This is a genomic window from Segatella oris (genome assembly GCF_900637655.1).
Taxonomy (GTDB): Bacteria; Bacteroidota; Bacteroidia; order Bacteroidales; family Bacteroidaceae; genus Prevotella; species Prevotella oris.
In genome coordinates this window covers 3,062,878-3,087,736 of sequence record NZ_LR134384.1, presented here as the reverse complement: position 1 = coordinate 3,087,736, position 24,859 = coordinate 3,062,878, and the positions used below count along the sequence as shown (strand labels likewise).

Annotated in this window: 24 protein-coding genes; 7 read left to right on the top strand and 17 right to left on the bottom strand. The window is 47.5% G+C overall.

All coding sequences use genetic code 11. From position 1 onward, the window contains the following. The first annotated feature begins 27 nt into the window (after positions 1 to 27). From EL210_RS13065 to EL210_RS13055, 3 genes are all read left to right on the top strand, one after another. Entirely contained in the window at positions 28 to 927 is a 900-nt protein-coding gene (locus EL210_RS13065) for a diaminopimelate dehydrogenase (protein WP_018921044.1), read from the top strand. A 747-nt stretch (positions 928 to 1,674) separates the two neighbouring features. Further along, complete coding sequence (locus EL210_RS13060) at positions 1,675 to 2,601, top strand: magnesium transporter CorA family protein (RefSeq protein WP_004375629.1); 927 nt, start codon at positions 1,675 to 1,677, stop codon at positions 2,599 to 2,601. A gap of 121 nt (positions 2,602 to 2,722) precedes the next feature. Beyond that, the gene (locus EL210_RS13055) at positions 2,723 to 4,537 is read left to right on the top strand and encodes a DUF349 domain-containing protein (protein WP_026285996.1); all 1,815 of its coding nucleotides are present in this window, start codon (positions 2,723 to 2,725) and stop codon (positions 4,535 to 4,537) included. A gap of 325 nt (positions 4,538 to 4,862) precedes the next feature. Here EL210_RS13055 and EL210_RS13050 read toward each other — a convergent pair whose 3' ends face one another. The 17 genes from EL210_RS13050 to EL210_RS12975 all read right to left on the bottom strand — a co-directional run bounded on the left by EL210_RS13050 (position 4,863) and on the right by EL210_RS12975 (position 21,978). Next, positions 4,863 to 5,501 carry a thymidylate synthase gene (locus tag EL210_RS13050; RefSeq protein WP_126370245.1) on the bottom strand — a complete coding sequence of 213 codons (639 nt, stop codon included), beginning with the start codon at positions 5,499 to 5,501 and terminating at the stop codon, positions 4,863 to 4,865. After that, complete coding sequence (locus tag EL210_RS13045) at positions 5,498 to 6,349, bottom strand: DNA adenine methylase (protein ID WP_126370267.1); 852 nt, start codon at positions 6,347 to 6,349, stop codon at positions 5,498 to 5,500. Before EL210_RS13045 ends, EL210_RS13050 begins: the two co-directional genes overlap by 4 nt. A 68-nt stretch (positions 6,350 to 6,417) precedes the next feature. Further along, positions 6,418 to 6,660, bottom strand: coding sequence for a hypothetical protein (locus EL210_RS13040; RefSeq protein WP_025879924.1), 243 nt, complete (start codon positions 6,658 to 6,660; stop codon positions 6,418 to 6,420). A 188-nt stretch (positions 6,661 to 6,848) separates the two neighbouring features. Beyond that, positions 6,849 to 7,310 (bottom strand): hypothetical protein, encoded by a 462-nt coding sequence (locus tag EL210_RS13035; RefSeq protein WP_018921154.1) that lies wholly within the window; start codon positions 7,308 to 7,310, stop codon positions 6,849 to 6,851. Between the two features lie 34 nt (positions 7,311 to 7,344). Beyond that, on the bottom strand, positions 7,345 to 7,665 hold the full coding sequence (locus EL210_RS13030) for a hypothetical protein (protein ID WP_025879879.1): 321 nt from the start codon (positions 7,663 to 7,665) through the stop codon (positions 7,345 to 7,347). Between the two features lie 6 nt (positions 7,666 to 7,671). Next, positions 7,672 to 8,778: a hypothetical protein gene (locus tag EL210_RS13025; RefSeq protein ID WP_126370244.1), complete on the bottom strand. Its 1,107-nt coding sequence runs from the start codon at positions 8,776 to 8,778 to the stop codon at positions 7,672 to 7,674. A 2-nt stretch (positions 8,779 to 8,780) separates the two neighbouring features. Further along, entirely contained in the window at positions 8,781 to 11,162 is a 2,382-nt protein-coding gene (locus tag EL210_RS13020; RefSeq protein WP_025879880.1) for a tail fiber domain-containing protein, read from the bottom strand. Continuing rightward, positions 11,155 to 13,872: a hypothetical protein gene (locus EL210_RS13015; protein WP_232000376.1), complete on the bottom strand. Its 2,718-nt coding sequence runs from the start codon at positions 13,870 to 13,872 to the stop codon at positions 11,155 to 11,157. Before EL210_RS13015 ends, EL210_RS13020 begins: the two co-directional genes overlap by 8 nt. Before the next feature lie 10 nt (positions 13,873 to 13,882). Next, a complete protein-coding gene (locus EL210_RS13010; protein WP_126370242.1) occupies positions 13,883 to 17,302 on the bottom strand; it encodes a phage tail tape measure protein in 3,420 nt (1,139 codons plus the stop codon). 53 nt (positions 17,303 to 17,355) lie between these two features. Beyond that, positions 17,356 to 17,484 carry a hypothetical protein gene (locus EL210_RS13920; protein ID WP_018921257.1) on the bottom strand — a complete coding sequence of 43 codons (129 nt, stop codon included), beginning with the start codon at positions 17,482 to 17,484 and terminating at the stop codon, positions 17,356 to 17,358. A gap of 12 nt (positions 17,485 to 17,496) precedes the next feature. Then, the gene (locus tag EL210_RS13005) at positions 17,497 to 17,784 is read right to left on the bottom strand and encodes a hypothetical protein (protein WP_018921258.1); all 288 of its coding nucleotides are present in this window, start codon (positions 17,782 to 17,784) and stop codon (positions 17,497 to 17,499) included. A gap of 35 nt (positions 17,785 to 17,819) precedes the next feature. Then, entirely contained in the window at positions 17,820 to 18,125 is a 306-nt protein-coding gene (locus EL210_RS13000) for a hypothetical protein (RefSeq protein WP_126370176.1), read from the bottom strand. 18 nt (positions 18,126 to 18,143) lie between these two features. Then, positions 18,144 to 18,629: a phage tail tube protein gene (locus EL210_RS12995; RefSeq protein ID WP_126370241.1), complete on the bottom strand. Its 486-nt coding sequence runs from the start codon at positions 18,627 to 18,629 to the stop codon at positions 18,144 to 18,146. 333 nt (positions 18,630 to 18,962) lie between these two features. Beyond that, positions 18,963 to 19,427 carry a hypothetical protein gene (locus EL210_RS13875; protein WP_145962301.1) on the bottom strand — a complete coding sequence of 155 codons (465 nt, stop codon included), beginning with the start codon at positions 19,425 to 19,427 and terminating at the stop codon, positions 18,963 to 18,965. Between the two features lie 18 nt (positions 19,428 to 19,445). After that, positions 19,446 to 19,913, bottom strand: a complete 468-nt coding sequence (locus EL210_RS12985; RefSeq protein ID WP_018921264.1) for an N-acetylmuramoyl-L-alanine amidase — start codon at positions 19,911 to 19,913, stop codon at positions 19,446 to 19,448. A gap of 13 nt (positions 19,914 to 19,926) precedes the next feature. Continuing rightward, positions 19,927 to 20,961 (bottom strand): hypothetical protein, encoded by a 1,035-nt coding sequence (locus EL210_RS12980; RefSeq protein ID WP_018921265.1) that lies wholly within the window; start codon positions 20,959 to 20,961, stop codon positions 19,927 to 19,929. A 72-nt stretch (positions 20,962 to 21,033) separates the two neighbouring features. After that, positions 21,034 to 21,978, bottom strand: coding sequence for an HK97 family phage prohead protease (locus EL210_RS12975; RefSeq protein ID WP_025879864.1), 945 nt, complete (start codon positions 21,976 to 21,978; stop codon positions 21,034 to 21,036). Positions 21,979 to 22,140: 162 nt separating this feature from the next. On the opposite strand from EL210_RS12975, the gene EL210_RS12970 reads away from it, so the two are divergent. Genes EL210_RS12970 through EL210_RS12955 form a run of 4 tightly spaced genes read left to right on the top strand, consistent with a single transcriptional unit; the run spans position 22,141 to position 24,844 of the window. Next, the gene (locus EL210_RS12970) at positions 22,141 to 22,611 is read left to right on the top strand and encodes a terminase gpP N-terminus-related DNA-binding protein (protein WP_018921200.1); all 471 of its coding nucleotides are present in this window, start codon (positions 22,141 to 22,143) and stop codon (positions 22,609 to 22,611) included. A gap of 12 nt (positions 22,612 to 22,623) precedes the next feature. Then, entirely contained in the window at positions 22,624 to 24,186 is a 1,563-nt protein-coding gene (locus EL210_RS12965) for a hypothetical protein (protein ID WP_025879865.1), read from the top strand. Position 24,187: 1 nt separating this feature from the next. Then, positions 24,188 to 24,418: a hypothetical protein gene (locus EL210_RS12960; protein ID WP_018921273.1), complete on the top strand. Its 231-nt coding sequence runs from the start codon at positions 24,188 to 24,190 to the stop codon at positions 24,416 to 24,418. 3 nt (positions 24,419 to 24,421) lie between these two features. After that, the gene (locus EL210_RS12955) at positions 24,422 to 24,844 is read left to right on the top strand and encodes a phage protein Gp36 family protein (RefSeq protein WP_018921243.1); all 423 of its coding nucleotides are present in this window, start codon (positions 24,422 to 24,424) and stop codon (positions 24,842 to 24,844) included. Positions 24,845 to 24,859 lie beyond the last annotated feature (15 nt).

Sequence of the window (24,859 nt, the reverse complement as noted above, 5' to 3'; positions counted from 1 at the left end):
AACATCTAACGAAAAAATAAAAAGAAGATGAAGAAAATCAGAGCAGCAGTAGTAGGCTATGGCAACATCGGCCACTACACCATTGAAGCGCTTGAAGCCTCACATGACTTCGAAATTGCAGGTATCGTACGCCGTCAGGGAGATAAAAACAAACCTGCAGAACTGTCAGCCTACGACGTTGTTGACGACATTACGAAACTCAAAGACGTTGATGTGGCCATCCTTGCAACGCCAACTCGCAGCTGTCCGGAATATGCAGAGAAGATCACTGCATTAGGCATCAACACCGTTGACAGCTTCGATATACACACTTCTATCCTTGACTATCGTACCAAACAGATGGCAAACAACAAGAAAACCAATACTGTAAGTGTCATCTCTGCAGGCTGGGATCCGGGCTCAGACTCTATCGTTCGTGTGCTTATGGAAAGCCTTGCGCCGAAAGGTTTAACCTACACCAACTTCGGCCCTGGCATGTCAATGGGTCACTCAGTGTGTGTACGTAGCAAGGAAGGGGTAAAGAATGCGCTTTCTGTTACTATCCCATTGGGCGAAGGTATTCATCGCCGTATGGTCTATGTAGAACTTGAAGACGGTGCAAAACTCGAGGATGTGACCGCTGAAATCAAAGCCGATCCCTACTTTGCACATGATGAAACCCACGTATTTGCAGTTGCCTCAGTCGATGATGTACGCGACATGGGCCATGGTGTAAACCTTATTCGCAAAGGTGTTTCAGGCAAGACGCAGAACCAACGATTGGAGTTCAACATGAGCATCAACAATCCTGCACTCACCGCTCAAGTGCTTGTCAACGTGGCACGCGCGTCAATGCGTCTGCAACCGGGCTGCTACACGATGCCTGAAATCCCCGTCATCGACATGCTTCCAGGTACGCGTGAGGAGATTGTGGCAACGTTGGTGTAACACGGTTTCAAGCCAATCGGCCCTGTTTTCCCTATAAAAGACAAAACAAAGTCATTGACTGACAAGAACTATAAACAGGGAGAAAAGACAGGTATAGCATTTGCAGGCCCATCTTTATGACAGCCCAAAACAGACAAGGACACATGAAGTATATGCCCAAAACGCATTAACATCTTTTATGGAAATACTCAAAAAAGCGGACAAACTCAATTTGTCCGCTTTTCCATTCTTATTCTATTGGCAGCTAATCTCATTCATTTCAACCTTTAATCTCTATCATATTGCACTGTAATATCAGCCATATCGCGAGACGTTTTGAGGCATATTGCAACACTGTTTGACGCAGATTACATGGGATTTTGCAACAAGACATGAAAAAGGGGAAAGCACTTTCACACTCTCCCCGACACAAAGATAATGATTTTTACAGGCGAATGCAAATTCAACCCGAAATTAATTTACACATAACTACATTTCAATCAACCTCTATCCCCAATGTATAATACGCTTCATCTTTCAGTTATCAAAACCCATGAAAACCACACCCTTGTTACTTTTTCATTTTTCTTGCCAAACTTTCTCTTGCATATATGAGCATAATTGAACAGAAATGATTACCTTTGCAGCGTTAAATCAAAACATAATCAAAATATGGACGATTATCACGCGGATACATTTAGTTTGTAGGCGTGAGGTTTAGTATGATGCTAATCCCCACACCTTATTAATTAACGGAGATTAGCAACAATGAGAAACTATTGGAATATCAATGAGAATTTGAGTGCCATCAAGGAATGGCAGCCCAATTGCTGGATACAAGTTACATGCCCTACGGACGAAGATCAGGAGTATCTTCAAGATACTTTCCATATCCCCGACTACTTTCTTTCCGACATTAGCGATACCGACGAGCGTGCCCGTTATGAATATGATGACGGCTGGATGCTCATCATTCTGCGTATCCCATACGTGAAAGAGGTGCGTTCGCGCACGCCATATACCACGGTTCCATTGGGTATTATCCACAAACGCGATGTCACCATCACGGTTTGTTACTACGAAACCAACATGATGTTAGACTTCGTAAGCTATCAGCAGAAGCGGCGTGAAGGCTTTACCGACTTTGTGGATCTCACTTTCAGACTGTTTCTTTCAAGTGCAGTATGGTATCTGAAACGACTCAAACAAATCAGCACACTCATTGACAAAGCCAAGCATAATCTCGATCAGGATGTGAACAACGAAAGTCTGATTGGACTGAGCAGACTACAGGATTCGCTCACTTATTTCATCACTTCAATCCGTGGGAATGAGAACCTGTTGCAGAAACTGAAGTTCAAACTGCAGGTGGATGAACTCGATGCAGACCTCATTGAGGATGTAGGCATTGAGATGACACAGGCTCGTGAAACGACAAATATTTATTCGGACATTCTCAAATCGACGATGGAAACCTACTCAAGCATCATCAACAACAACATGAACACTGTGATGAGAACGCTGACTTCGGTGAGTATCATCATGATGTTTCCCACACTTATCTCGAGTCTTTTCGGCATGAACCTTGTCAACGGCATGGAAACCAGTTCTTATGGTTTTGCCATTGCACTGATACTTTCAGTTGTCGTGTCGGGTGCTTCATGGTGGTTTTTGCGCCATAAACGCCTGTTATAGACCGCAAAAAGAAAAAAACTTTGATTTAATTAGGATTTTCCGCTTTTTTTATTTAAGTTTGCATAATGTTAATAATTGCATTATGCAATGAAAAACTCAAATCATAAACTAATTCAGTGACATGATGGACTCTCAAGAAAACACCCTCAAAGAGGGAACAATAAGTGATGAGCAGCTGGCAAAGGAGACGCCGGTTGAAGTAGAAAATGCAGCAAAAGCCCCTGCCGAACCCAACAACTACAAGAGCAAGGCAGAGGTTATTGAACGACTGAAGGAAATCGTTGGCAATGAGGAAAACCCCACAAAAGACGAACTCGACCATCTAAAGACTTCATTCTATAAGCTGCATATCGCTGAGCGTGAAGCACAACAGAAAGCTTATCTTGAGGCTGGAGGCGACCCCGAAAAATATGTCTTGATCCCTGATGAAGACGAAGAGGTGTTCAAGGCAGAGATGAGTGTCATCAAAGAACGTAGGGCAAAACTCTTCCTGCAGCAGGAAGCAGAGAAACAAGAGAACCTGCAAAAGAAGCTTGACATCATTGAAAAGATTAAGAATATGGCTACTTCGCCTGAAGAAGCCAATAAGAATTATAACGAATTCAAAGAGCTGCAACAGCATTGGAAAGAGATAAAGAACGTGCCTGCAGACAAGGCAAACGAGCTGTGGCGCAACTATCAGCTCTACGTGGAGCAGTTTTATGACCAGCTTAATCTCAATCGTGAAGCCCGCGAATACGACTTCAAGAAGAACTTGAGCATAAAGACGCATCTGTGCGAGGCAGCAGAAAAGCTGGCCGAAGAGACCGATGTAATCAGTGCTTTCCATCAGTTGCAGGAACTGCATCAGCAATATCGCGAGACAGGGCCTGTGGCTAAAGAACTTAGAGAGGAGATTTGGACACGATTTAAAGCGGCATCTACGGTTATCAATAAACGCCACCAACAGCACTTCGACGAACTGCGCGCGAAAGAAGAAGACAACCTTGCACGGAAAACTACACTCTGCGAACAAGTAGAAGCCATTGCCAAAGGTGAATATAAAGGTGCGAGTGAATGGGAAAAGAAAACCAAGGAGATTATCAATATCCAGGCTGAATGGAAGAAGATTGGGTTTGCTCCGCAGAAGATGAACGTCAAGATATTCGAGCGTTTCCGTGCTGCCTGCGATGATTTCTTTGCACAAAAAGCCGTATTCTTCAAGGAAATGAAGCAGCGCTTCAGTGAGAATGTAGCTAAAAAGCAGGCACTTGTAGAGCAGGCTGAGGCCCTAATGGAGAGTACCGACTGGAAAGTAACGACAGATAAAATGATTGCTTTGCAGAAAGAATGGAAGACTATTGGAACTGTTCCCAAGAAACTTGGCGATGAATTGTGGAGTAAATTCCTCACCGCCTGCAACAAATTCTTTGAAGCCCGCAATGAAGCGAATGCAGGAACTCGCAATGAAGAGCGCTCCAATCTTGACAAAAAGAAAGCTATCATAAGCCAACTCAAGGAACTTGCAGAGGGAGCTGTCGATGATTTACAGGAGAAAGTACAGGCTTTGGTAGATGAATACAGTAAAGTTGGGCATGTTCCTTACAAAGAGAAAGATAAGCTTTACCAACAATATCACGAAGTACTTGACAAGCTTTATAAGGATCTTCACATCACTGCAGCCAAGAGAAGACTGGATAACTTCAAGAATAATCTGAAGAATGTAGCTAAGCGTGGCGAGGAAGCTCTTGACAATGAGCGTGCCCGTCTGATGCGCCGTTATGAGGGATTGAAACAAGAAATCAACACCTATGAGAATAATCTTGGCTTCCTGAATGCAAGCAGTAAGAAAGGAAATAGCCTCATTGACGAGATGAACCACAAGGTACAGAGACTCAAAGACGATTTGGAATTGGTCAAACAGAAGATTAAAACAATAGACGCAGAGAATAAATAAAGCGCTGCATAAAACTTTAGAAAAGAGATGCATTTCATCCTAATGCATCTCTTTTTTATTGGATTGGCAAATCAAAAATCAGGGAGGGGCTACACAGCGAAATCCTTAGCAGAATGCTTTATTAATCCGGCAAAACGAAATGTACCGCTTTGGTAAAACGAAATGTGATTATTTTGTGTAAAACGAAATGTGTTTTTTTCGAGCGCACACGTGCAAGAAACGCCTCAAAAAATCTTTTATTTTGAGGCGTTTTTCTATTACAAATATTTGTATATCTCGCAGAAAATTACTATCTTTGTATAGTATATATTGGGACTTTACGCACTCAAACATTGAGTTCAAACCTCACCGTCTCATCACCATCAAGCAGCAACCTCGTGCGCTCCAAGTTATTCTCGTATATGTGCACGTTTCCGAGGTTCAGCGTTATGTTTTTCAGCGGCAGGTCTATCTGTCGCGACATGAGGTAAAGGTGGTATATATCTGCAGGTAACCCTAAATTAGCATCGCTGCTCCTTTGGTAGGCCGACAACACCAATTCTCCATCATCTATCTGGAACTGCACAAGGCTAAGGCAAGGAGCCTGATTACTCTCCGCATTGGTTTCACCAAGGAATAGCACATAATTCTTGCTGTTACGTTTCTCACGATTTATTTTCGCTATCAGCGGTGGCAGTTTCTCAAAGTAGGTCGGATAACTGTTCACCAGCACGCTTCCGCAATAGTCCCACCAGTTTATTCCAACCTCACGATATTTTTGCACCTGACGCTCGCCTTGCATGAACAGCTGCAGCTCATTTTTTAATTTCTTTCTTGCTATGCCGTGGCTCTCGAATATGTCGAGCAGGTCGACTGGAGATAATGACAGCTGCTCGTTGAGCAGGTAGCGGATACTGCCTTTTCTGTTATGTTGTGTCTTCCCTGAAACTATGATCCGCTTCAATATTTCGTGATATTTGTTCATCGTTCGAATGGTATTTGAACAGTATTTTTATAAAGCATGATATCCGTATAAGAAGCGTTATAGTTCATGTGGGCATTGAACTCCCTACGGTGGCAGTTCTCAAAGGGGTTGCCGATGAGCTTGTTTTTACCTATCCATTCACAAAGCTCTGTTATGGAGGATTTGTTTGAAGTGAAGTAGATGAAACGATGACCAGCAAGGATGGTTAGTATATCAAGGTAATCAGACAGTTTCCAATACATTTTGTATGTTTTGCTGTCTGTGCTCAAATATGGAGGGTCAACGAGGAACACCACATCGGGTATATTCTTGTACTGCTCGAACAGCTGACGATAATCACATGAGGTAACGGTCAGGCCGTCAAGGTAGGTATCGGCAAGTGGGTAATCGGTGGCTTTTATTCTGTTATATAACGTTTCTTTCGACAACTCTTCATAGCAGGTAGCGTATTTCATCGAAAACAGGAGCGAGCCTGACAGAGTGATATAATCGACATAACCGAAAGTGTGCTCATACTCGTGTATGCAGGAAAGGACGCTCCTACGCATGGCGCCTGCAATGGCTTTCTTTCTTGGATAATCGCACAGAATGCTGCGCAGCCTGGAGAGCAATGCGTTGGTCTGTGGAATGTGCTCTAATCGCAGCCTATAACCGTCGAAGTCATTATAGACTACGGTGGAGTTCGGCTTCTGATGCTTGGCGATATGTGACAACAAACCGCTGCCACCGAAAAGATCCACGAAGGTCGTATTGTCAGGGAACTGTTGGAGTACTTTGATGTACTCTTTGGCGAACATCCGCTTCTGTCCCTGAAATGGAAGCGGCGCTGAAAGATATTGTTTCTTCATCATTTTTGTTTTTTAGTGGCTTGCAAAGGTCGGCATATCCCGTAAAGAGAAAGAATATTCATCTACAATTATACTGCAAATACATTACACTCACGGTTCATCCGCTTTATAAGACTGTACACAGTACGCTCACTCACGGCGTAGCGGGTTGACAATACTAACACGATATAGGAAACCTTCTCACCGCGCAGACGTAGTTCTGTATAATCATTGTAAAGGGCTATATACTGTTCGTCTTTCAAGCGTATACCGGCCTCGCGAAGCCTTTTTATCAATTCCCTGTTAAATTTCAAGATGTCTATTATCTTCATAATCATATTTTTTGTATCTTTGCATCATCTCACTTACATAAGCGCAAAAAAAGAAGTGCCGCGACAAGGGTATTTGCCCCCGGTCGTGCGGTACTTCGTATTGCGTTAATATGTAGGTGAGATGACTATTAACAGGCCGGGGGCTTCTTTTTTCTACCCCCCGGGATGATTATTAAATTGGCTATATACTACATCGTAAGCCAATCAAGTTTTTCTGCATCTTCGAACGTTCTGTCCGAACCTTTGTACGCTTTGAGGAGTTCTGCAGCATCGAGCGGGTCGATTTTAACTTCAACCTCTTTTTCAGCTAACGATTTGAGATACTCCTCGCCTTTTTTGTTCCACGCAGCAAACCAGGTATTGATTTCAGAGATTTCCTGCTTTTCAGCATCAGTCATACCGCGCACATCTTCCTTTGCCCGTCGCTCAAGTTCCTGCGCCTCTTTCACTCGCTGTTGCATCTTCTCAAACTCTTCGTCCTGAAGTGTTGCTCGTACCTCCTCGATATCTTTGTCGTAGGCCTCCGCAATAGGGCGTAAAACTTTGAGGTCCTTCCATATTGCGAGCATGGCTTCATTGCTCATACCCCCCACTTTCAACGCCTTTAATGCTCTGTAGGCTTCAACTGCCTTAATCGTTTTTACTTTCATTTTTACTTTAATTCTTACTAAATTACTTTGTTATTTACTTTTCTTTTGCTTCTGTTGCATTGACTGTGCCGAGCTTCGCTGCGTTCGCCTTGCAGTACTTCACGAACTTTGCAACGTCGGTAACCACGCTGATGATTTCGTCTTCGTCAGTAGTCAGGTAACTGATGTTGATACCTCCGAAATGCGCGAAAGTCGCGAGAAGTTCTTTGCTGGCCTCGTTGCTGCTTACACTTCCATTTTCGATGTTTGCATACTTGTCGTTTTCAACCGAAACAACGGCCTTGATAGTCGTACCTGTACCTACAGCTTCAACACTTGCCTTGAAGCCTGCAATTGCTTTTACTTTTACTTCCATGATTGTCTATTTTAATTGATTAATAAAAGGGTTTAATTCTATAATATAAATTTCCTGCGTTACGGTCATGAACGTGTATTCAATCTTGTAGCGCTGTTCAGCCTTCAGGCCGCTAAAGATATGTGTGTATTTTGTTCCAGCTTCGATATCAGTAAAGGTGAACGCCTGCTCTCCTACCAGCATCGGAGATCCAAGCTCGCTTGTCGCAAATCTAAGTATGATATAGAAATTCTCATTGTTCGAAGTACGCACATAGTTGTCCTTTATCTCTACCTCTACGATAACACGTCCTCTGATGTCCTCACGCGCTTTAATCGAGAAGTAATCGTGCATCTGCTGTGCATCAGAAACGATTTCTACAGCTGACGGTCTGAAGTCATGTATCGTGTAGTAGGTAGTAGCCTGTACTGGAGGTATGTTGAATGCAAGCGCCCTGGAACAAAGGAAAATATAGGCTTTATAGCTGCCAGTTGCGAAAATCATACCCTGCATTTCCACGCTTGTTCCCCCGTCTTTCAGAGGTTTGTCAGACGTTTTGAAATAAGCAATCTGTCCTGCAGCATTTTTCAGTGCAAGCCCGAAATAAGCCTCCGACAATTTACCGAATTCCTGCAGCGTCAGTTCGTTTTCCGTACCAAGACTTTTTATCATCATCGTTGCGAATACGCTGCCATTTTCATTTGTCTTGCTTGTGACAAAAGGCCTTTTGAAAGGCGCAGTCGCAGCATGCTTGTAGCCTACGAAATCAGACAGCCGGTAAGGGCATGCAAATGTAGAACCTACTTTCACACGCGACCAGTTACTTTGTCCTTTGTCGTATAATTCTGTCAGACTTTGCAAAGTGCTGCTATGTGCGATTTTTATACCGCATATCCCAACCCCCTCAAAGTCCGCTCCCTTGAACCACGTTGCATTGTCACGCCATTTTCTATTTTCAAAATCGAACTCGTCTGAGGTAAAGGGCTTGTTCAGTTCCACGGGCTTGAACTTCGCCCACATATTTATTTTTTCACTTTTGCATAATGTTGCAAGGTCGTTACTCGTCTCACCGAGCACGGTCCTCACGTCCGCAATGCTGACAGGGGCCTGTATGATACCATTAATGATGCTCATTTTCAGTTTCCTTTCAATTTTTCAATTTCTGTTTCAAGCACTTTTATCCGCTTCTTTAACCGCTCGACCTTATCGTCCACCTGCACGGCTGCACCTAATGCGAGTGCAATAAGTCGCGTGTCGAGGTAGTTCAGCTTCAGATAGCCTTTTGCATCTGTGTAAACCATGTTCCTTAGAACGCTTCCTTTCACGCTCTGCGCAATAAATCCTATACTGTGCTCACCCGTGTCCTTGTAATCGAACTGCCAGGTTCCACCGAGCGAGCGAATTATCCGCATACTATCAACCTGCTTGATATTCGCTTTCAAACGCCTATCTGACGTGGTGTAAGCTGTTACGCCACCCTGCGCTAATACATTACCTGTAAAAATTGCAGTTCTGTCCCTGCTGATAACGAGTGCGTTCTGCCAGCCTTTGTTGTACACGTTAAATTGTAATTCATCACCCTCAAAAAGCGTGTAAAGTGGTCGGTCGTTGCAACCGAAATAAACAGTGTTAGAAGAGGATATGAACAAGGCTCGCTGATTGCCTCCCTCCTTATCTTTCAGGCACAGACCCTTGTTATTTGCAAGGTAGAGAAAGCTGTTCACAAACAGCTCATCAGATATCCGCATATTGCCGTTTACGTCAAGTTTGTAAACAGGAGTATTTGTACCAATACCAACGTTGTTTCCTGCTAAATGCAACAGATTATTGATATTCGTCACGCTGCTTAACTCCCCTGTGACATTGCCTGTACCGTCGAAATCCTGCCCCCAAATCTTGCGAGTTTGCTCAAGTTTTGTTGCACTGTTAACTTCACATTTAAGCAGCGTCCCGACATCAGAAGGCAGTTGCGGATAATAGTTGTTGTCACCATTCAAGGTGATATTGCTCTCTTCTAATACCGTGATGAATTTTGTGTAATCAAAATCATTGAAAGGGGCCCAAATTGAGAATATTCCCGTATTTACATTGTAATAAAACTGCAAAGCATTTACTATGTCATTAAAGCTGCCCGTTGCACGTATATCAGCATCAAAGGATGATAAAGTAGAATTTACACGAAAAAGAAGCGTTATAAATCCAACCCCTTTGTGACGCGATATCATCGCAAAAATAAGTTTGTTGATTGACCACGGATATACTTTTTTTGATTTTGAAATACACCGATAGCCACCTCCGGCACCACCTTCTGTACTGACATCTAAACTTAGCTGTGTGACTTTCCCGTCCGAAGTCAGAATTTTTGAGTAATGCTTACCTCCTACAAATTCAGAATTCAGGTTATGGATCATGCTCGTGTTCTGCATTGTTCCACCGGCAAGAGATAAGTACTTACCCGTCACAACATCATCGGTCAACTGTGAGAGCTTCGTCAGGTTCTTTTCATCCCAAATTTTTATCCATTTTGCATCTTTGATTTGCTTACCGTCAGCTTCATTCTTGCGATAATATACGCTTTCATTTCGCTGCGTAGGGAGTGCGAGTTGACTAATCCAGTTCACGCTGTCATTTTTAGACCAGTCCATCGAAATGATATGTCGCCAATCATCGCCAATTCCGCTCTTTGTAGTCATCACAGCATAATAGCCAGCCTCGTCTGGTGCGAAATTGACTTCTCTGTGCGTCTTGAATGTATCGATAATACCATAGCCGTCAACGGTTGTAGGCTTATCTCGCAGCTGCGAGAAAGCGTGCGTGTGTGATATGCTTGCAGCGTCGGTGATGCCGTACCCCTGCAGAGTCGTAGGCTTATTCAACAGAGAAGCAAAAGTGTGCGAATGTGCTGCAGGATTGAACTCATTCGGTTTGTTCCTGATAATTGACCAGTCCACCGAGGTCAATGCGCCACCCTCAACTTTCTTTAATCGCTCGTTAAGGTCGTTACCGAGGAACGCAGAGAGGACGGCTGCTGCCTTTGCAGTAGTGTAGTCGCTCCAACGATCCAGGCGCTCATACGACATACCGCTACCTCCGCCACCTTGCACGGCGCCTGCACCGAATGCCGTCAATCCACCTGTTGCATACAGCCCCGCAGCCTTTCTTGTATCCGAAACACGTGTCAGTGAAAGTGCGCCGCTTTTCTCATCATAGCTGATTTTAATATCGCCGATAGTGACACCCTTGAGGAAATTTATCAACTCCTTGGCTGTATCTTCCTTATCCTTGCGCAGGAACTCATCGTATGCAGGGCTGTCCTCTGCCAAGGCCCGCGCTTTATCGGCATAGGCGGCCCGGGCTGCATCGTTTGCCTGCAGTGCCTTGTCTGCCTGTTCTGCAAACGTAGCCTTGTCTGCCGACAGTGCATGCCGCACGTCGTCACTCTGTGTCCAGGGCGTAGTGCTGCCACCCCTGCCGGTTCCCTCAGCCCGCTTTCGGGCAAACATCTTGATATCAATCATTGCTGTCAATTTCCTTTAATGTCAGTTCTGCCGTTCCCTCTGCAAGGTTTCTGCTGATACCCTGCACAAAGAAATTCTTGTTTAGAAAATTATGCCTATAGTGCGCAAACGGATCTACAAACCCTCCGCGGATATCCGTCATGTGCTGTGTCATGATCACCCGTGGAGCATGATATTCCTGATAGTAGCTGTTCACATAGAGTTGCTCGGGTTTGGCCATGCTGTCTGTCATCCGACTGTAGAGCGTGAGTACGCCGTCACCACTGGCAGCGTCTACAGGCGTAGAGAGACAGAGGGCATTCTTGACACCTATCTGCATGCATTCGTCATGCGTCAGTGCAGAGGTAACCTTGAACTCAAGGTCATCCTTGCGGTTGCAGAAGGAACTCTGTGCAGCACTCATATATACGATGTCATGATCATCCCCGAGCAACTCCGTCTTTCCATTGTCACTCACCACCTTCACCTCGAAAGACTTTATCTGTATGGAACTCACGTGTGCCAGCAGTGGAATGGCATCCTCGGTCCACTTTGTGTGTCTGAAGAATGTAGGATGACGGCGTGTGATATCACTCCAAAGCACATTCACCGGACCAAGGACGATAAACCTTACCGCACCGCTCACATGGTCTCGTTTCCGAATAGGTATAGCCATACCTTCACTGTCTACGCCATGCTTCCAGCTGATGTTGTTCTGCAGGCTGTATTCGTGACCAATCAGTTTGTCACCAATTTTCGGGTCAAAACCTATGGTGAACGACTGCTGATAATATTCATCATCACTGCTGCACTCCGAGCGCTCCTTGTACTTGCGCCACTCGAAATCTTCCATCTGCGAGCCGCTTCCTGTCTCAACGACGCATTTGTCACCGATGATAAGCATACAGGCTATGAGTCCTACTTTGCTGATTTTATCAGTTCCGTCACCCACGCTGCTGTACTTGAACTCATACAGCTCGGGGGCAGTGTCTGTGAATGGATACCACCCACTATCGCCACTTTCGTCCCAGCGGGTCTCTTCATTATGTTTAGGGTCCGAGTATGTCTGTTTCCAGAATTTGCGCGTATAGTAGAGTCTGTCTCCTTTTTTGTTCTTTGTCACATTCCCTCTTACGTCAACCTTGCCTTCAGGTGGTGTTCCGCCGAACGGCATGAACACCCATTCCTTAGTCCGGAGGTCGTAGTATTTGGCTGTTACTTTCACGGTTGGGTTCAGGAGCATTTTCCCTGAAAACACAATATAGTTCGTTGTCTCCTCATCGACAGGGGAAAACATCCCCCCGGAATGCTGACTCACATAAGTGGCATAAGGAATGGCACTGCGAAGAGCAGACTCGTTCGGATACGCCTCTGCAGCACTGTTCTTTCCGTTACCGTTCACCGACAGCACCAGGACATTGTCCATGTTGATTTTCGACACGGGGCTGTTGTCTTTTCTGGCCATGGCCCGCTCCACCTTGCCATAGGAAACGAGCGCTGCCCCAAGGTTCTTGCCGAGCCACTGCAGCAACGCCTGCTGGTCCTTACCGCCACGGCCGAAGTGAACCATGAGTTCCTCACCGCTGCCAGTGCCCCCATGCATGGGGAAACGCCACGAAACATGATGCTTCAACCACACATACCAATCCACGATGCTTCCATCATCATAGTCGGTATCACCTTCAAGCACCAAATCTCTGAAACCTCTATAGGCTCGTTTTCCATCGCCTAAGCTGATCAGTTCTGACATGTATTTCTGCCGTGCTGCGAAATAACTCCCGAGCGCACTTTCCTCCAGCGGGCTTTCGATGAGACTTTCCATTTTCTCAACCTTACAGGTCAGCAGCAGCTGGTTGTAGATTTCGCCGACGCTGATGGTGGTATCCGTTCCTGAGACCTTATCTGTCGTTATCCCTATCAGTCTGTGAGGTGTAGTCAGAGGCTTGTTGCTGTAAAGGTCTTTCCATGCGATGTTTTCTGCCTTTTTTACATTCTCCCATGAAAACAGATAGAAAGAAAAGCCCTGCTGTACGATGTGCAGGTTAAGGTACTTCAGCAGTTCCGTCAGCACCTCTTCTGCCGTCCATACATTGTCTTCGTTATCCGAGAGGAACAACAGCTCATGAATGCCTATCTGTGAGAAAATACCGAACGCATTCTCCGATTTGCTTACCCCGATGCTGCCGTCATAAAAACAAGCCAGACTTTGATTTCCCTGAATATCAAGATTATCCGACAGACCAGACAGCAGCTCACGGATGATATCTAAGAAGCTGCGCTGTCCCGCTTTCTCTTTCACCTCCTTATAGGTGATACCCTGCACGCCGACATTTCGGTACTTGGAATATTGCAGGGCCGTCAGCACGTTGATACAGCTGAGTTCTATTTCGTCTTCTTCCTCATTATAAGGTTGCGAATAAGTCTGCGGTTCTATAAAGCCGGCAAAGAGGCATTCTCCCTCGCGATAGATATTTACTACAGCATCACGGCAGGAAGCACAGAACAGGTCGGGAATGAAATTCTTTACCAGCAGGCGTACGGTAGCCTGATATTTGAGCAGTACATCAAAGGTGTCGCTGACCTGGCTTTCAATCTCAACGGGGTCATCCGTCCAGCTGACGCCGCAGCCTTCGGTACCGATTTCAACTTCATTCGTGCGGTCGCCCCGAGTGAGGATATGTACCTCTATGCGCTCGTTCTTTTCGTTATAGAAGTGTCCGTGTATGTACATTTTTATCTTTTTACAGTTTGATATTTGTCTTCCGTCTGCTGATACGTGTCTCGTTGGCCAGTGCCAGAACGAGGTCACGGCCACGCAGCCTGGCCTCCAATCGTCCGCCACCGTTGCTTTCACCGCCGATGAGCGATTTCAGCTTATTCAGCGGTGCAATTACCTCCGGGTTTGACCGTGCCCCGGCATATTCGCCCATGATCGAGAGTGTTGGTCCGTAAACGATGCCACCGTCGGCAAACGGTGTAACACCGTTGATGAAGTTAAAGAGGCGACTCTGCTGCGCCCCGTTGAGTATCATTTCGCCCGAGTTCACACGAGCCAGCAATTTGTCGCCGCTTGGTGAGGAGCCGCCCACAATGCCACCATTTGCAAAGGCACCGCTGACGGATGCCAGGGCAGCAACGACAGCGGCCACACCTGCGGCAATGGCAATGAGGTTATAAGGGAAAGGCATGCTTGCACCGCTGGCTGTAGCACTGGCAATGGCTTCACCACTTTTAGCAGCAGTGTTGGTAATTGTCGCAGCCGTATCAGCAGCCGTGGCAGCAGTGTGTGTTGCTGTCGCTGCGGTTTCGCTGGTTGTTGCAGCAGTTTTCACTTGACTGGCTGCCGAACTCATCTGTGTCGTAACTGTCATGGCCTTGATAAGGTCTACTACGCCTGCAATGCCCTGGAAGATCTGTATTGCACCATCTACCACACCCGCGAGTGTCTCCCACGCATTACGGCCACCTTCAAGGGCATTGGTCATCGATGAGATACCGCCGGCGACACCTTTCGTGTTGCCCCATAGGTTCTCGAAACTCGCATCGCTCTTTCGCAGCACTTTTTCATATTTCTTGTAGGAGCCGACGAGTTTCTCTACCTCCCCGCGCTGACTCTTATCAAGCGGGTTCTTGGTGTCACGTAGCATGTCCTGAAGTTCCTTGATGCGCTTCTTCACACCGTCAAGGCCCATTACCTTGAGTTCCAATTTCAACTCTTTTGCGTCCATGCCGTTCAGCTTTGCGGTTTCGGCATGCATTTCAGGCAGGCGTGTCATGCGGTTCAGTGCCTCCCGTTTCTGCTCCAACGCCACAATGACCTCACCAATAGTGCTGATTTCTTCTCCCGAGGCCTTCTTCTGCTTTGCCTGATAGTAGGTGATAGCTTCGTCGAGCTTCTCTATCGTGTTCAAGCGGCTGATATCCTCCGGAGCCTTCAGACCGGCAAGGGTTTCGTCCCACTTCTTCTTCAGGTCACCAAGGGCATTAATCTGCTTCTGTATTTCCACACGCTCGGTGTCCGTGGCCGTCTTGAGCAAATCATTGTAATATTGTAGTTCTTCTTCTAACTGCTTGTAGGTGGTAATCTTGTCTATCCCTATATCAACATGTGCATTCCGTTCAAATGCCGTTTTAAGGTCGTTCAAACGATTAATTTCCTTATCTATCCCCGCCAAAGAACTTTTACCGGCTTTCTCACGCAGGGCCTGCTGATAAGATATTTCTGCATTGATATCCTCCAGGGTTTCCAATTCCTTAGGACGTTGTGCATGTGCCTCTATCTGTTTCAATAAATCCTGCTGCTTCTGAAGTTTGGCTATCTTCTCGGCATATAAGGCCATAAGCTTTGTTTCGGTACCCTTAGTGGTTTCAAGTTTGTTCTGATAGTATTGGATATTATTGCCAAGTTCCTTATAGCTGCTCGCGCCTTCTATCAGATGCTTTCCACTATATTTATCGCCTTCCCCCTTCTTTTTACCTGTACCCTTACTGCCGCTTTTGCCGTTCTGCGCCTTGTTAGCTTTCAGAGCAGCAATAACGTTTGCTTCCTGGGCCCTGGTATTCTCTTTGACGGCTTTCGTTTTCTTTTCAATACCTTTTGTGTCTCCATCACCGATGCCAAGGAATTTCTTTACCCATTCCCAAGCGGTCTTGACAACCTGACTTGCCTTTTCAAAAGCTTTTACCAAAGCATCCCACACAATAGCTGCCAAGTCTTTGATGACACTCCACACTTGATCACAGATATTTCGAAAAGTCTCACAGTGATTATAAGCTTCATACAAGATAAATATCAACCCCGCTATGGCCATTACAATGATTCCTACAGGGTTTGCCATCAATACGGCATTCAAGGCTATCTGTGCCACTTTCCATGCATTGGAGGCTATGGCAACAACTTTAGATACGGCAGCCTGCGCAAGCGTAGCAAGGCGCATGGCTTTTAATCCGCCTATCACGGCCATTACACCAGTCCTCAATTGCGACAGACTCATGATAGCCAGCCCTGTATTAGCAAGAAACTCCATGTAAGGAGCAGAACTGCTTGCAATACTACCGGCCCAGTCCAACATCGATTGTAACTGGTTCTTAAACATCTGGTTTGTACTCTCACCTGTACTCGACATACGCTCAAAGGCTTCATCAATAGTACCCGCAGAGTCACTCATGGCTTGAATATTCTCCGAAAACTTATCTTTCTGTTCACCCGTCAGAGCCCCCAGTACGCGTAAAGCCTCTGCACTGCCAAACAGCTGACCGTAGATGGTCTCTTTCAACTGCCCGGTTCTCGCAGAATATTCCGAAATGCTTGCATCCAAGCCTTGCAGGAAATTTTCAAGACCTCCTGCAGCTTTCACACTTGCAGCATTGAAACCTATTCCCATGGCGTTGGCAGCCTGTGTAGCTTCACTCGAAGGTTTTATAAGTGCATTCAAAACTGCTGCCAACTGCGTAGAGACCTCTGCTGTATTTCCTGTTACGCCAGTCGTCGTTGCAAACACGGCCATCAACTCATCCATCGTAACTCCCAGCTGGGCGGCACTTCCACTCACGCGGGGCAGAGCCTGGCCTAATTGTTCAAAACTTGTTACACCGTTCTTGGCTGTCATCTGTATTTTATCTTGGATATCGCCGGCAGCATCCCAGCTCAGACCATAGTTCTTGATGAGTGTAGAAGTAACGGTTACGGTTTGCCCAAGGTCAGCAATACCACCGACAGCTGCCTTACTTGATTTCTCCAAAAAAGTTATCCAGTTATCCTCGGGGACACCATTTGAAATGGTTTGATAAAGACCATTAGCCAATTCTTCTCGTGCTAATGGTATATTCTTGCTTAGGCCTACGATTTTATCGGTAAGGTCATCAAAATCCTTACCACTCTTCCCTGCCATAGTATTAGCGCCCTGCATTGCAGTCTCGAAACTGTTAAAGGGTTCGGCAATACCTGTCAGCATACTACGTAACTGATCAAGAGAGCGAATGGTATTGTCAAAGACAAGACTCTTAGCAGCCAGTGTCTTGAGCTGTTCACCACTCCGTTTTGCCTGTTCGCCGATATCTGACAGCACATCTTCAAAATTCGTTGCTTCAACAGTCAGCTTTTTGAGGACACTACCATCGTCACTCTTCAGCTTAATCTGAAATTCTACAGCTTTTGCCATTGTTTCTTGTTTTTTTTATTATCTTTGTCTCAACACCATAAACAGTACTTATGTCAGCAATCCATTGGACACCCGTTTTCAGACTCATCAGCGAGCATCCCATTGCTTCGGTCTTCACCGTAGCCGTCTGCCTTGTTGCCTTTGTCCTCGGTGCGCTTTTCTGCCTCGGGGTCCTCAGACATAAATAGTCTTTTTTATTTCAGTCCTGCAGCACGCTTGGCTTCTCGGTACCGCCGCTTCAATTCTTCTTCGCTCACATCTTCCCGTTCCTTTCTTTTCGTATCTTCCTCCCAAGGGAACTGCATCACGTCTTCAGCCGAAAGCGTATGCTTTGAATAAGGCTGCAGCATACAGAGGCATGCCATGCGCAGGCGTTCCCACTCGCCGTGCTGCTCATTCTCGTGCCATTCATGCCAAGACTGCCAGGCTGCCTGAAACTCCGAAGGGGTGCACCGGCAGAAGTCATCCAGACTCATTCCCATGCACCCCAACGCAATTCCTTGCAGTTCCTCAATGCCTACGGCAGGGGTTTCACCGTCGTTTTTTTTTCGGCATCGCCCACCTGGGCATAGAAAGTATTCAGGCTGTCGGGTTCCAGGGAGTCTGCAAAGGTTTCGAAGTCCATTTCAAAAGTCACATCGTCGGCCTTGCATGCACTCTGCACGCAGCAGTAGATGAACTGCACGAGTTCGCGGATGTCGGTCTGCTTGAGCTCACTCACATCCTTACCCACCATGTGCTTGAAACGCATCATTGCGCCCATGGTCACGCGGCAGGGATATTCCTTGCCGCCGACCGTCAGTTTTAAGATTTGCTTTTTCATAACGTAACCTTATTAATGTTATGAATGGCCGCCGCCACCCTGCTTGGGTGTCGTTGCTTCTGTCAGCCCATTCCCTTGTTTCTCCACCTTTCCGCAGTTCTCCAAGTTCAGACTGTACTTGCCGTCATCTCCGGCCTGACCGTCAAGTTCCAGTGAAGTGATGATGTACTTACCCTTGTAGCCACCGGCTGCCTTACCTGTACGCTTGTCACCGTCGCGCAGACCGTAGGCAGCATCGACGGGCTCGCCTTTCAGCATTTTTTCTTTGAGCTGATCATAAGTTGGCGTATCATCATCACCATCGGTCAACACACAACCGTCAGCAGAGATGCTCTCCGAAAAGCTCTTTACATACTTTTCCTTCCACTTGCCGCTTGCGGCTTCCTTGGTCACGCGCTCACCGGTTTCCGTAGATGTACTGACCTTACAGCCCGTTGAGAAACCGAGGGCCTTGCCGTCAACGCTCAGGATGAGGTTGGTTCCGTCTAAAACACTTTTTGCCATATCTTTTTTCTTATTAAAATTGTTGATACTATGCCGGCCGCCAACCCGACGATAAAGGCGGTGAATAATCTTTTCAAACTCCAGGGCTGCTGCGTCTTGATTACCTCTTTCTGCGTAGTCATCACCTGCTCTGCAGCTGACAGCTGCGCCTGCATCTCTTCGATGCGTTGCTCGTAGCGTGCACACTGCACCTCAAGACTGTCGCATCCGGCTTCGATGATAATCCGTGCAGGGCTTCCTTTGTCTGTCGTGGGCCGTCGGCTCACTTTCACATGCGCCTGTCCCCGGCGAGCCGTGTAGCCTGCACCTGCGGGCAGAAGGGCAAGACTGTCTTCAGCTACGCTTAGCGTCACCCGTGACTCGGGCACCGTCACCCGCTGCTGCCACCGCTTGAGGATGTTCGTCTGCCGTTCGGCTTCCTTCACTGCGCTGACGTGTTCTGTGCGGCTTTCCCTTGTCGCTGTCTTCACTGAGCGACAGTTCACCGCTGACAGGGCAAGCAGCACGATGAGGACAGAGCTGGATAGCCTCGATAGCCCGCGAGAGGCGGTTGAGGGCACGGCGTGTCTTGTCGTTCTCGCCGCGGAGTTCTTCCATTTTCTCATAATTGATGCGGTTTTGTTTATGAAGACCTACAAGTTCAGCACTCACCATATCGTACATCTGCTTGTAGGTGTCTTCCACTTTCTTCTTTTCTTCCACCGTCCTTAAGCGGCGGTTCGCAATCCAGGCAATGGCAGCACCGATACCGCCCGAAGGGATAGCCCATTGCAGGATTTGGAATATAGTCTCTGCCATTGTCGTTGGTTTTTATCGTTAAACTTGTCGGATGCCTATCGAGCGCAGCCAAGTTGGAACATCGAAACTCGGACATGCTTTGCCGGGATTCAATTCATGATGCCCCACGATATGGATCTGCGGGAACCGCGCGTGGAAGTCCTCCACATAGCGTTTCAACGCTTCGCGCTGCGCCTCGGTGCGCGTATCTTTCGGCTTCCCGGCTTTGTCGCAGCCCCCCACATATACAATATGTCGGCTCACGCTGTTATAGCCTGCAGCACCGTTGGTCACCTCCCATGAGTCCACCTGTGCGTCCTCATTGTTATTAACGAGTCGCTCCACGCTTCCGTCCAAGTGCACCATGTCTGTATAGCCTACCTGCTTCCAACCACGGCCTGCAGGAGGGGGCGCAGTGTGCCAGCGGCGTATTTCGTCCGCGCTCACCTCACGCCCCTCGGGGGTGGCCGTGCAGTGGATAACGAGATATTGCATTGGCTTGCTCATTCAATTCTTACGATTAAGAAGCCTTATATCCGCTCATCATCACTACGCCGGCATCTTCCTTCTTGGGCATGCAGAGGAAGTAGTGTCGGAAGTTGATCTTGTTGCGCTGGTACTCAGGGTCGGTTGCTGCCTCGCTGTAGTACATCTTCGTCGAGCCTGTCGCCTTGAAGACGCGCGGTGTGTAGAATGCGAACGAGCAGTTGAACTCGCCGTCCCCGGCAGCCACGCCCAGGTTCTTCTTCTTTCCTGCCTGTGTGTAGAGCGGCGTATTGGCATACTCATAGACATCGAAGCCATAGAGTTTGCCCACCTTACCCGTAGCGCGGTCGATATTGTACTGCTCGCGGAAGGTCTGACTGGCGAGCAGCAGGTCGTTTGCATGATCCGGACAGAGTACCAGTCGGCGGTTCTCAGCAGGAACCCCCAATTTATCCATTGCAGATTTCAATGCTACCACGTCGGCCATTGTCAGACGCAGACGCCCTGTCGTGGCATCACGTTCACCCGTGGTCTTCAGCACTGGGGTCTTAGCGGTATCCTGCTGTGCACAGAGGGCATGAGCGGCTTTTGTAAACTTAGAGTCGTTAATGGCATTACCATGTGATTCCTTCACGCGAGCCATCTTGTCGTAGGAAGCCGCATAGAGTTCATCGTCGGTGATAGGGGTCACCTTGGTCTGAAACTTATCCAACTTCACGGCGATATCCTTGTCGGACAAGGCCTGCGTTGGAATCGGATAGGTCGTGTTGTTGATAAGCACATCAGGGTCCACACCTACGTCTACCAAGTGAATGACGTCGTTGTTCACGATGCTGCTCTGGTCGGGAACGCCGTCCAGCCACGAGCCTTCCAACCCACCACGCAGCGATTTTACCAACTCGCCCGTCCACACTTCTGTAAAGACACCTGCACGCAGGGCATCCTTGGGCAGACATGCACCTACGGCAATGGCAATCACATTCAATGCCACCGCACCTATCCAGGGCGCAACGCCTACAGCTAAGGCTATCAAACCTCCTACAACCACATTGACCAGCAATGCAATCATTAATTTCATAACTAATCTCTTCATGTTACTCATTTTTTTACTTTTACTTTCTTACTTTTATTTCTTTGCCTTTCAAAGTTCGCATTTCATGCCGTACTCTGCCTCGTAGAGCTTCTTGTACTCCTCCACGTTCTCGGCACGCAGCTTCACAAGTTCGTCAGCCGGTACTTCACTGAGTTTCGTGTAGGTCTTTTCACTATCTGATACAGGGGCACTTCCATGATGCCCAAGCATTGAAGACAGCTTCACCTGTGGCTTCATAGCCTGCAAGGTGTTTTCCAACTCCTCGGTACCGATCTTCTTGCCCAGCTCCACAAACTGTTCCTTATGCTGCGCGTCAAGACGCTTTTCAGCGATAGCATTGTCAACCAACTGCGCAATACGCGCTTCTGTGAGCTTCTGTGCCTCCGCCTTTAAGGTGTCGTTTTCCTGCTGCACGGCCGTCAGCTGTGCCAGCTTCTCGTTAATCTCTTTCTCCGTTGCCGTTTCCGGCAGCCCCAACTGCAGGGCAATGACTTTCTGTTCCATGTCTTCTTGATTTTGATTGTTATTTTGATTGATAAGGGGGAGCCCGCAGGTTCCGTCCTTACTTAAAGTTATCCGCTTCCCGTCTTTTTCCAGTACGATTGCATCGTCATTGGCCCCCACATCGGCCACGCTCACCTCGATGAGGCGACTCTTCGTAATCGTCGGACGAGTCTGTCCGGGTACAAGCATTGTAGGGTCTTCGCTGGTCTCAATAATCTCAAGCCCTGCACTGACCATTCGAAGGCTGCCGAACTCGAACTGCTTCTGACAGCGCTCACTCTGTTCCGAAGCGCAGTCGAACATCAGTTCTCCCGTTATCTCATCATTCTCCACCTTCGGGTCTTTCACGTAGCCCACCACATTGCCGCGCTCATGCATATATAAAAGTACGGGGTTTCGCTTGTACTGTTCCACATCAATGCCTGCTGTCAGTACGCGAAAGCCGTAGCAGTTCAGGCTTTCATTAGAAATTCTTACTCTTTTTCCCATTGTTTTGTAAAATTTGATGCTGCAATATTACAAGTTAATCCACAGCAGAGCAAATAACAGTGCAAGCATTGCAGTATAGTATGCAAGCATTGCACACTTTCTTTTAAGTGTCAATATTTTAGACCAATTTTGCAGGCATAATTCAAACATTATTATAGCGAAATGACAAAAGAAACTGAAAAGAAAAAATCGCTCGCCCGGTCACTCTATCTCTCGGGAATGGAGCAGAATGAGATTGCCGAAAAGGTAGAAGTCTCGCGTATAACCATCTCAAGGTGGGTGAATAGCGAGGGGTGGAAGGAAGCGCGTGCCGCAAAGAATATCTCGCGTCCTGAATTAGTGAACAAACTCTTGCTCACCATTGACGGAATGATAGAGAATGTGAATAAATCGAATGATCCTACACTTGTCGGTTCATTAGCTGACAAGCTGTCCAAGCTCTCATCAACAATTGAGAAACTTGATAAGAAGGCAAATGTCATCGACGCTATAGAAGTGTTTATGGCATTTAACCGGTGGATACAGGACCAAGCCTCCTACGACCCGGAGATTACCCCCGAACTCATCAAGGCGATTAACAAGTATCAGAATAAGTTCCTCATGGAGCGTATGCAGAACCCGTCTACATTATAATACACAACAAGTATGGCTACGATTGCAGAACTCAAACAGATGCAGCTGGAGTGGCAGGAACACTGCCGGCAGATACAGAGCATCACAGACACGAAGAGCCTCGTCCGCGAGACGGCCGTCGAGAAAGAGCGGCGTATCCGCAGACTGCAAAAGGACTATGCCGCCTTTTGCGAGTATTATTTCCCGCATTTCCTGCAACAGCGTGACAAAGTCACTGGTGAAGTCGTGCGCATCGTACACAATGCACCCTTTCACAATGCTGCTGCACTGAAAGTGAAGAACACGCCTAATTTAAAAGCGGTGTTTAAGTGGCCGCGTGGACACGCTAAGTCCACGCATATGGACATTTTTACACCGTTGTGGCTGATGTTCCAGCCTAAACGCCTGATTGACTTCATGGTCGTTGTCGGCAAGTCCGAGGACAGTGCAAACCGACTCCTTGGTGACATTCAGGCGGAGCTCCAATACAACAAGCGTATCATCGCCGATTATGGAAAACAGATGTCAATGGGCGACTGGACAGAAGGGGAGTTCACCACTAAGGACGGAGTGCATTTCCTGGCGTGTGGACGTGGGCAGTCACCGCGTGGTTTGAGAAAGCGTGAGTCACGCCCGGACTATATCGTCATCGACGACCTCGATGATGATGAACTTTGCCGTAACCCACGCCGCGTGCGCGAGATGACGGACTGGGTGAAGGAAGCCCTTTTCGGTGCACTTGACGTAGGCCGTGGACGCTTTATCATGGTGGGAAACCTTATCTCAAAGACCTCGGTACTGGCTGACATCTGCAAGACCAAAGGCGTACATGTGTCTGAGGTGAAGGCCGTCGACAGTGAAGGCAACCCTACATGGCGCGAAAAGTGGACAAAAGAGGAGGCCCGTACTTATGCTGAGTTCGTGGGCTACCGCGCATGGGAAAAGGAAATGATGCACAACCCCATCACTGAAGGTACGGTCTTCAAGCAGGAATGGATTAAATATGCCAAGCACCCGGCATGGCGCGACTTTGACGAACTCGTACTCTATATAGACCCGTCGTGGAAAAGCAAGAAGACAAATGATACCAAGGCGGCGAAGCTGTGGGGTAAATATAAGTGGCAACTGTGGCATCTGCGGGCCTTTGTCAGGAAGGCATCTGTGGCAGAACTCGTACGCTGGTGCTACGACCTTTACGAGTGGAGTCTTGAAAAGAATATCTCTATCCGCTTCATGATGGAGGCCAGCTTCATGCAGGACATCATCCTTGATGATTTCACAATAGAGGGCACCCAACGCGGCTATCAGCTACCCATCACGGGCGACAAGCGCAAGAAGCCGGACAAATTCCAGCGCGTGGAAGCTATCAGCCCGCTATGGGAGCGTGGTTTTGTTTTCTATGACCTTTCGCAGAAAGAAGACCCGGACATGCAGGCGGGCATTGCGCAGACGCTGGCATTCGAAAAGGGCATGAGCGGCAACGATGATGCCCCCGACGCAGACGAGGGTGCAATCTGGCAGTTGCAGCGCACCACGCGGCAGGAAAGTTTTCAGCCACAATTCAGTAAAAGACAAACCTCAAAAAACAGTTGGTAAAATGAAAAAATTGATTAAAGACATCATTTTTGCTTGGAAGTTCAAGCGTGCAGTCAGGAAAGCGGACTATCTGCGTCACATTACGCACCGCAAGTACATGGTCATCGTAATCAAGGGAAGACTTGAAGTCATTTCCAAACAAGATATCAAAAAGTTCGTCGCAGGCGGAGTATTCCGCAAGGGAATGACCGCCGCCGACATCGAACGTAAAGCATTATATATAACATTGTAGCTTATGTTTGTAACAGATGAAGACTATCGGGTAGTAATCGGCGAAGCCGCTTTAAAAGTTGTTTCGCAGACCTCAGCCGACATACGGGCTAACGCCGAGCGAGAGGCCATGGAGGAGATTGCAGGGTACCTACGCCCTGTATACGACACCGAGGCCACGTTCAAAGCTGAAGGTGATAACCGCAACCGGCTCATCGTCATGTATGCCTGCGACATCGCACTCTACCACATGACGGCCGCCATGCCCCAAAAGATGGGCAGTGAAATCCGAAAGGAACGCTACGAGCGGGCGATTAAATGGCTTGAGGGTGTACAGGCGGGAAAGATTATTCCCGCGCTTCCCGTGGCCACGGATGCCGCAACGGGCGAACCTTCCGGGACGGGCGTAGTGTGGCATTCACAAAAGCCCCTCAGACATAACTGGTAATAACCCATTAAAGTA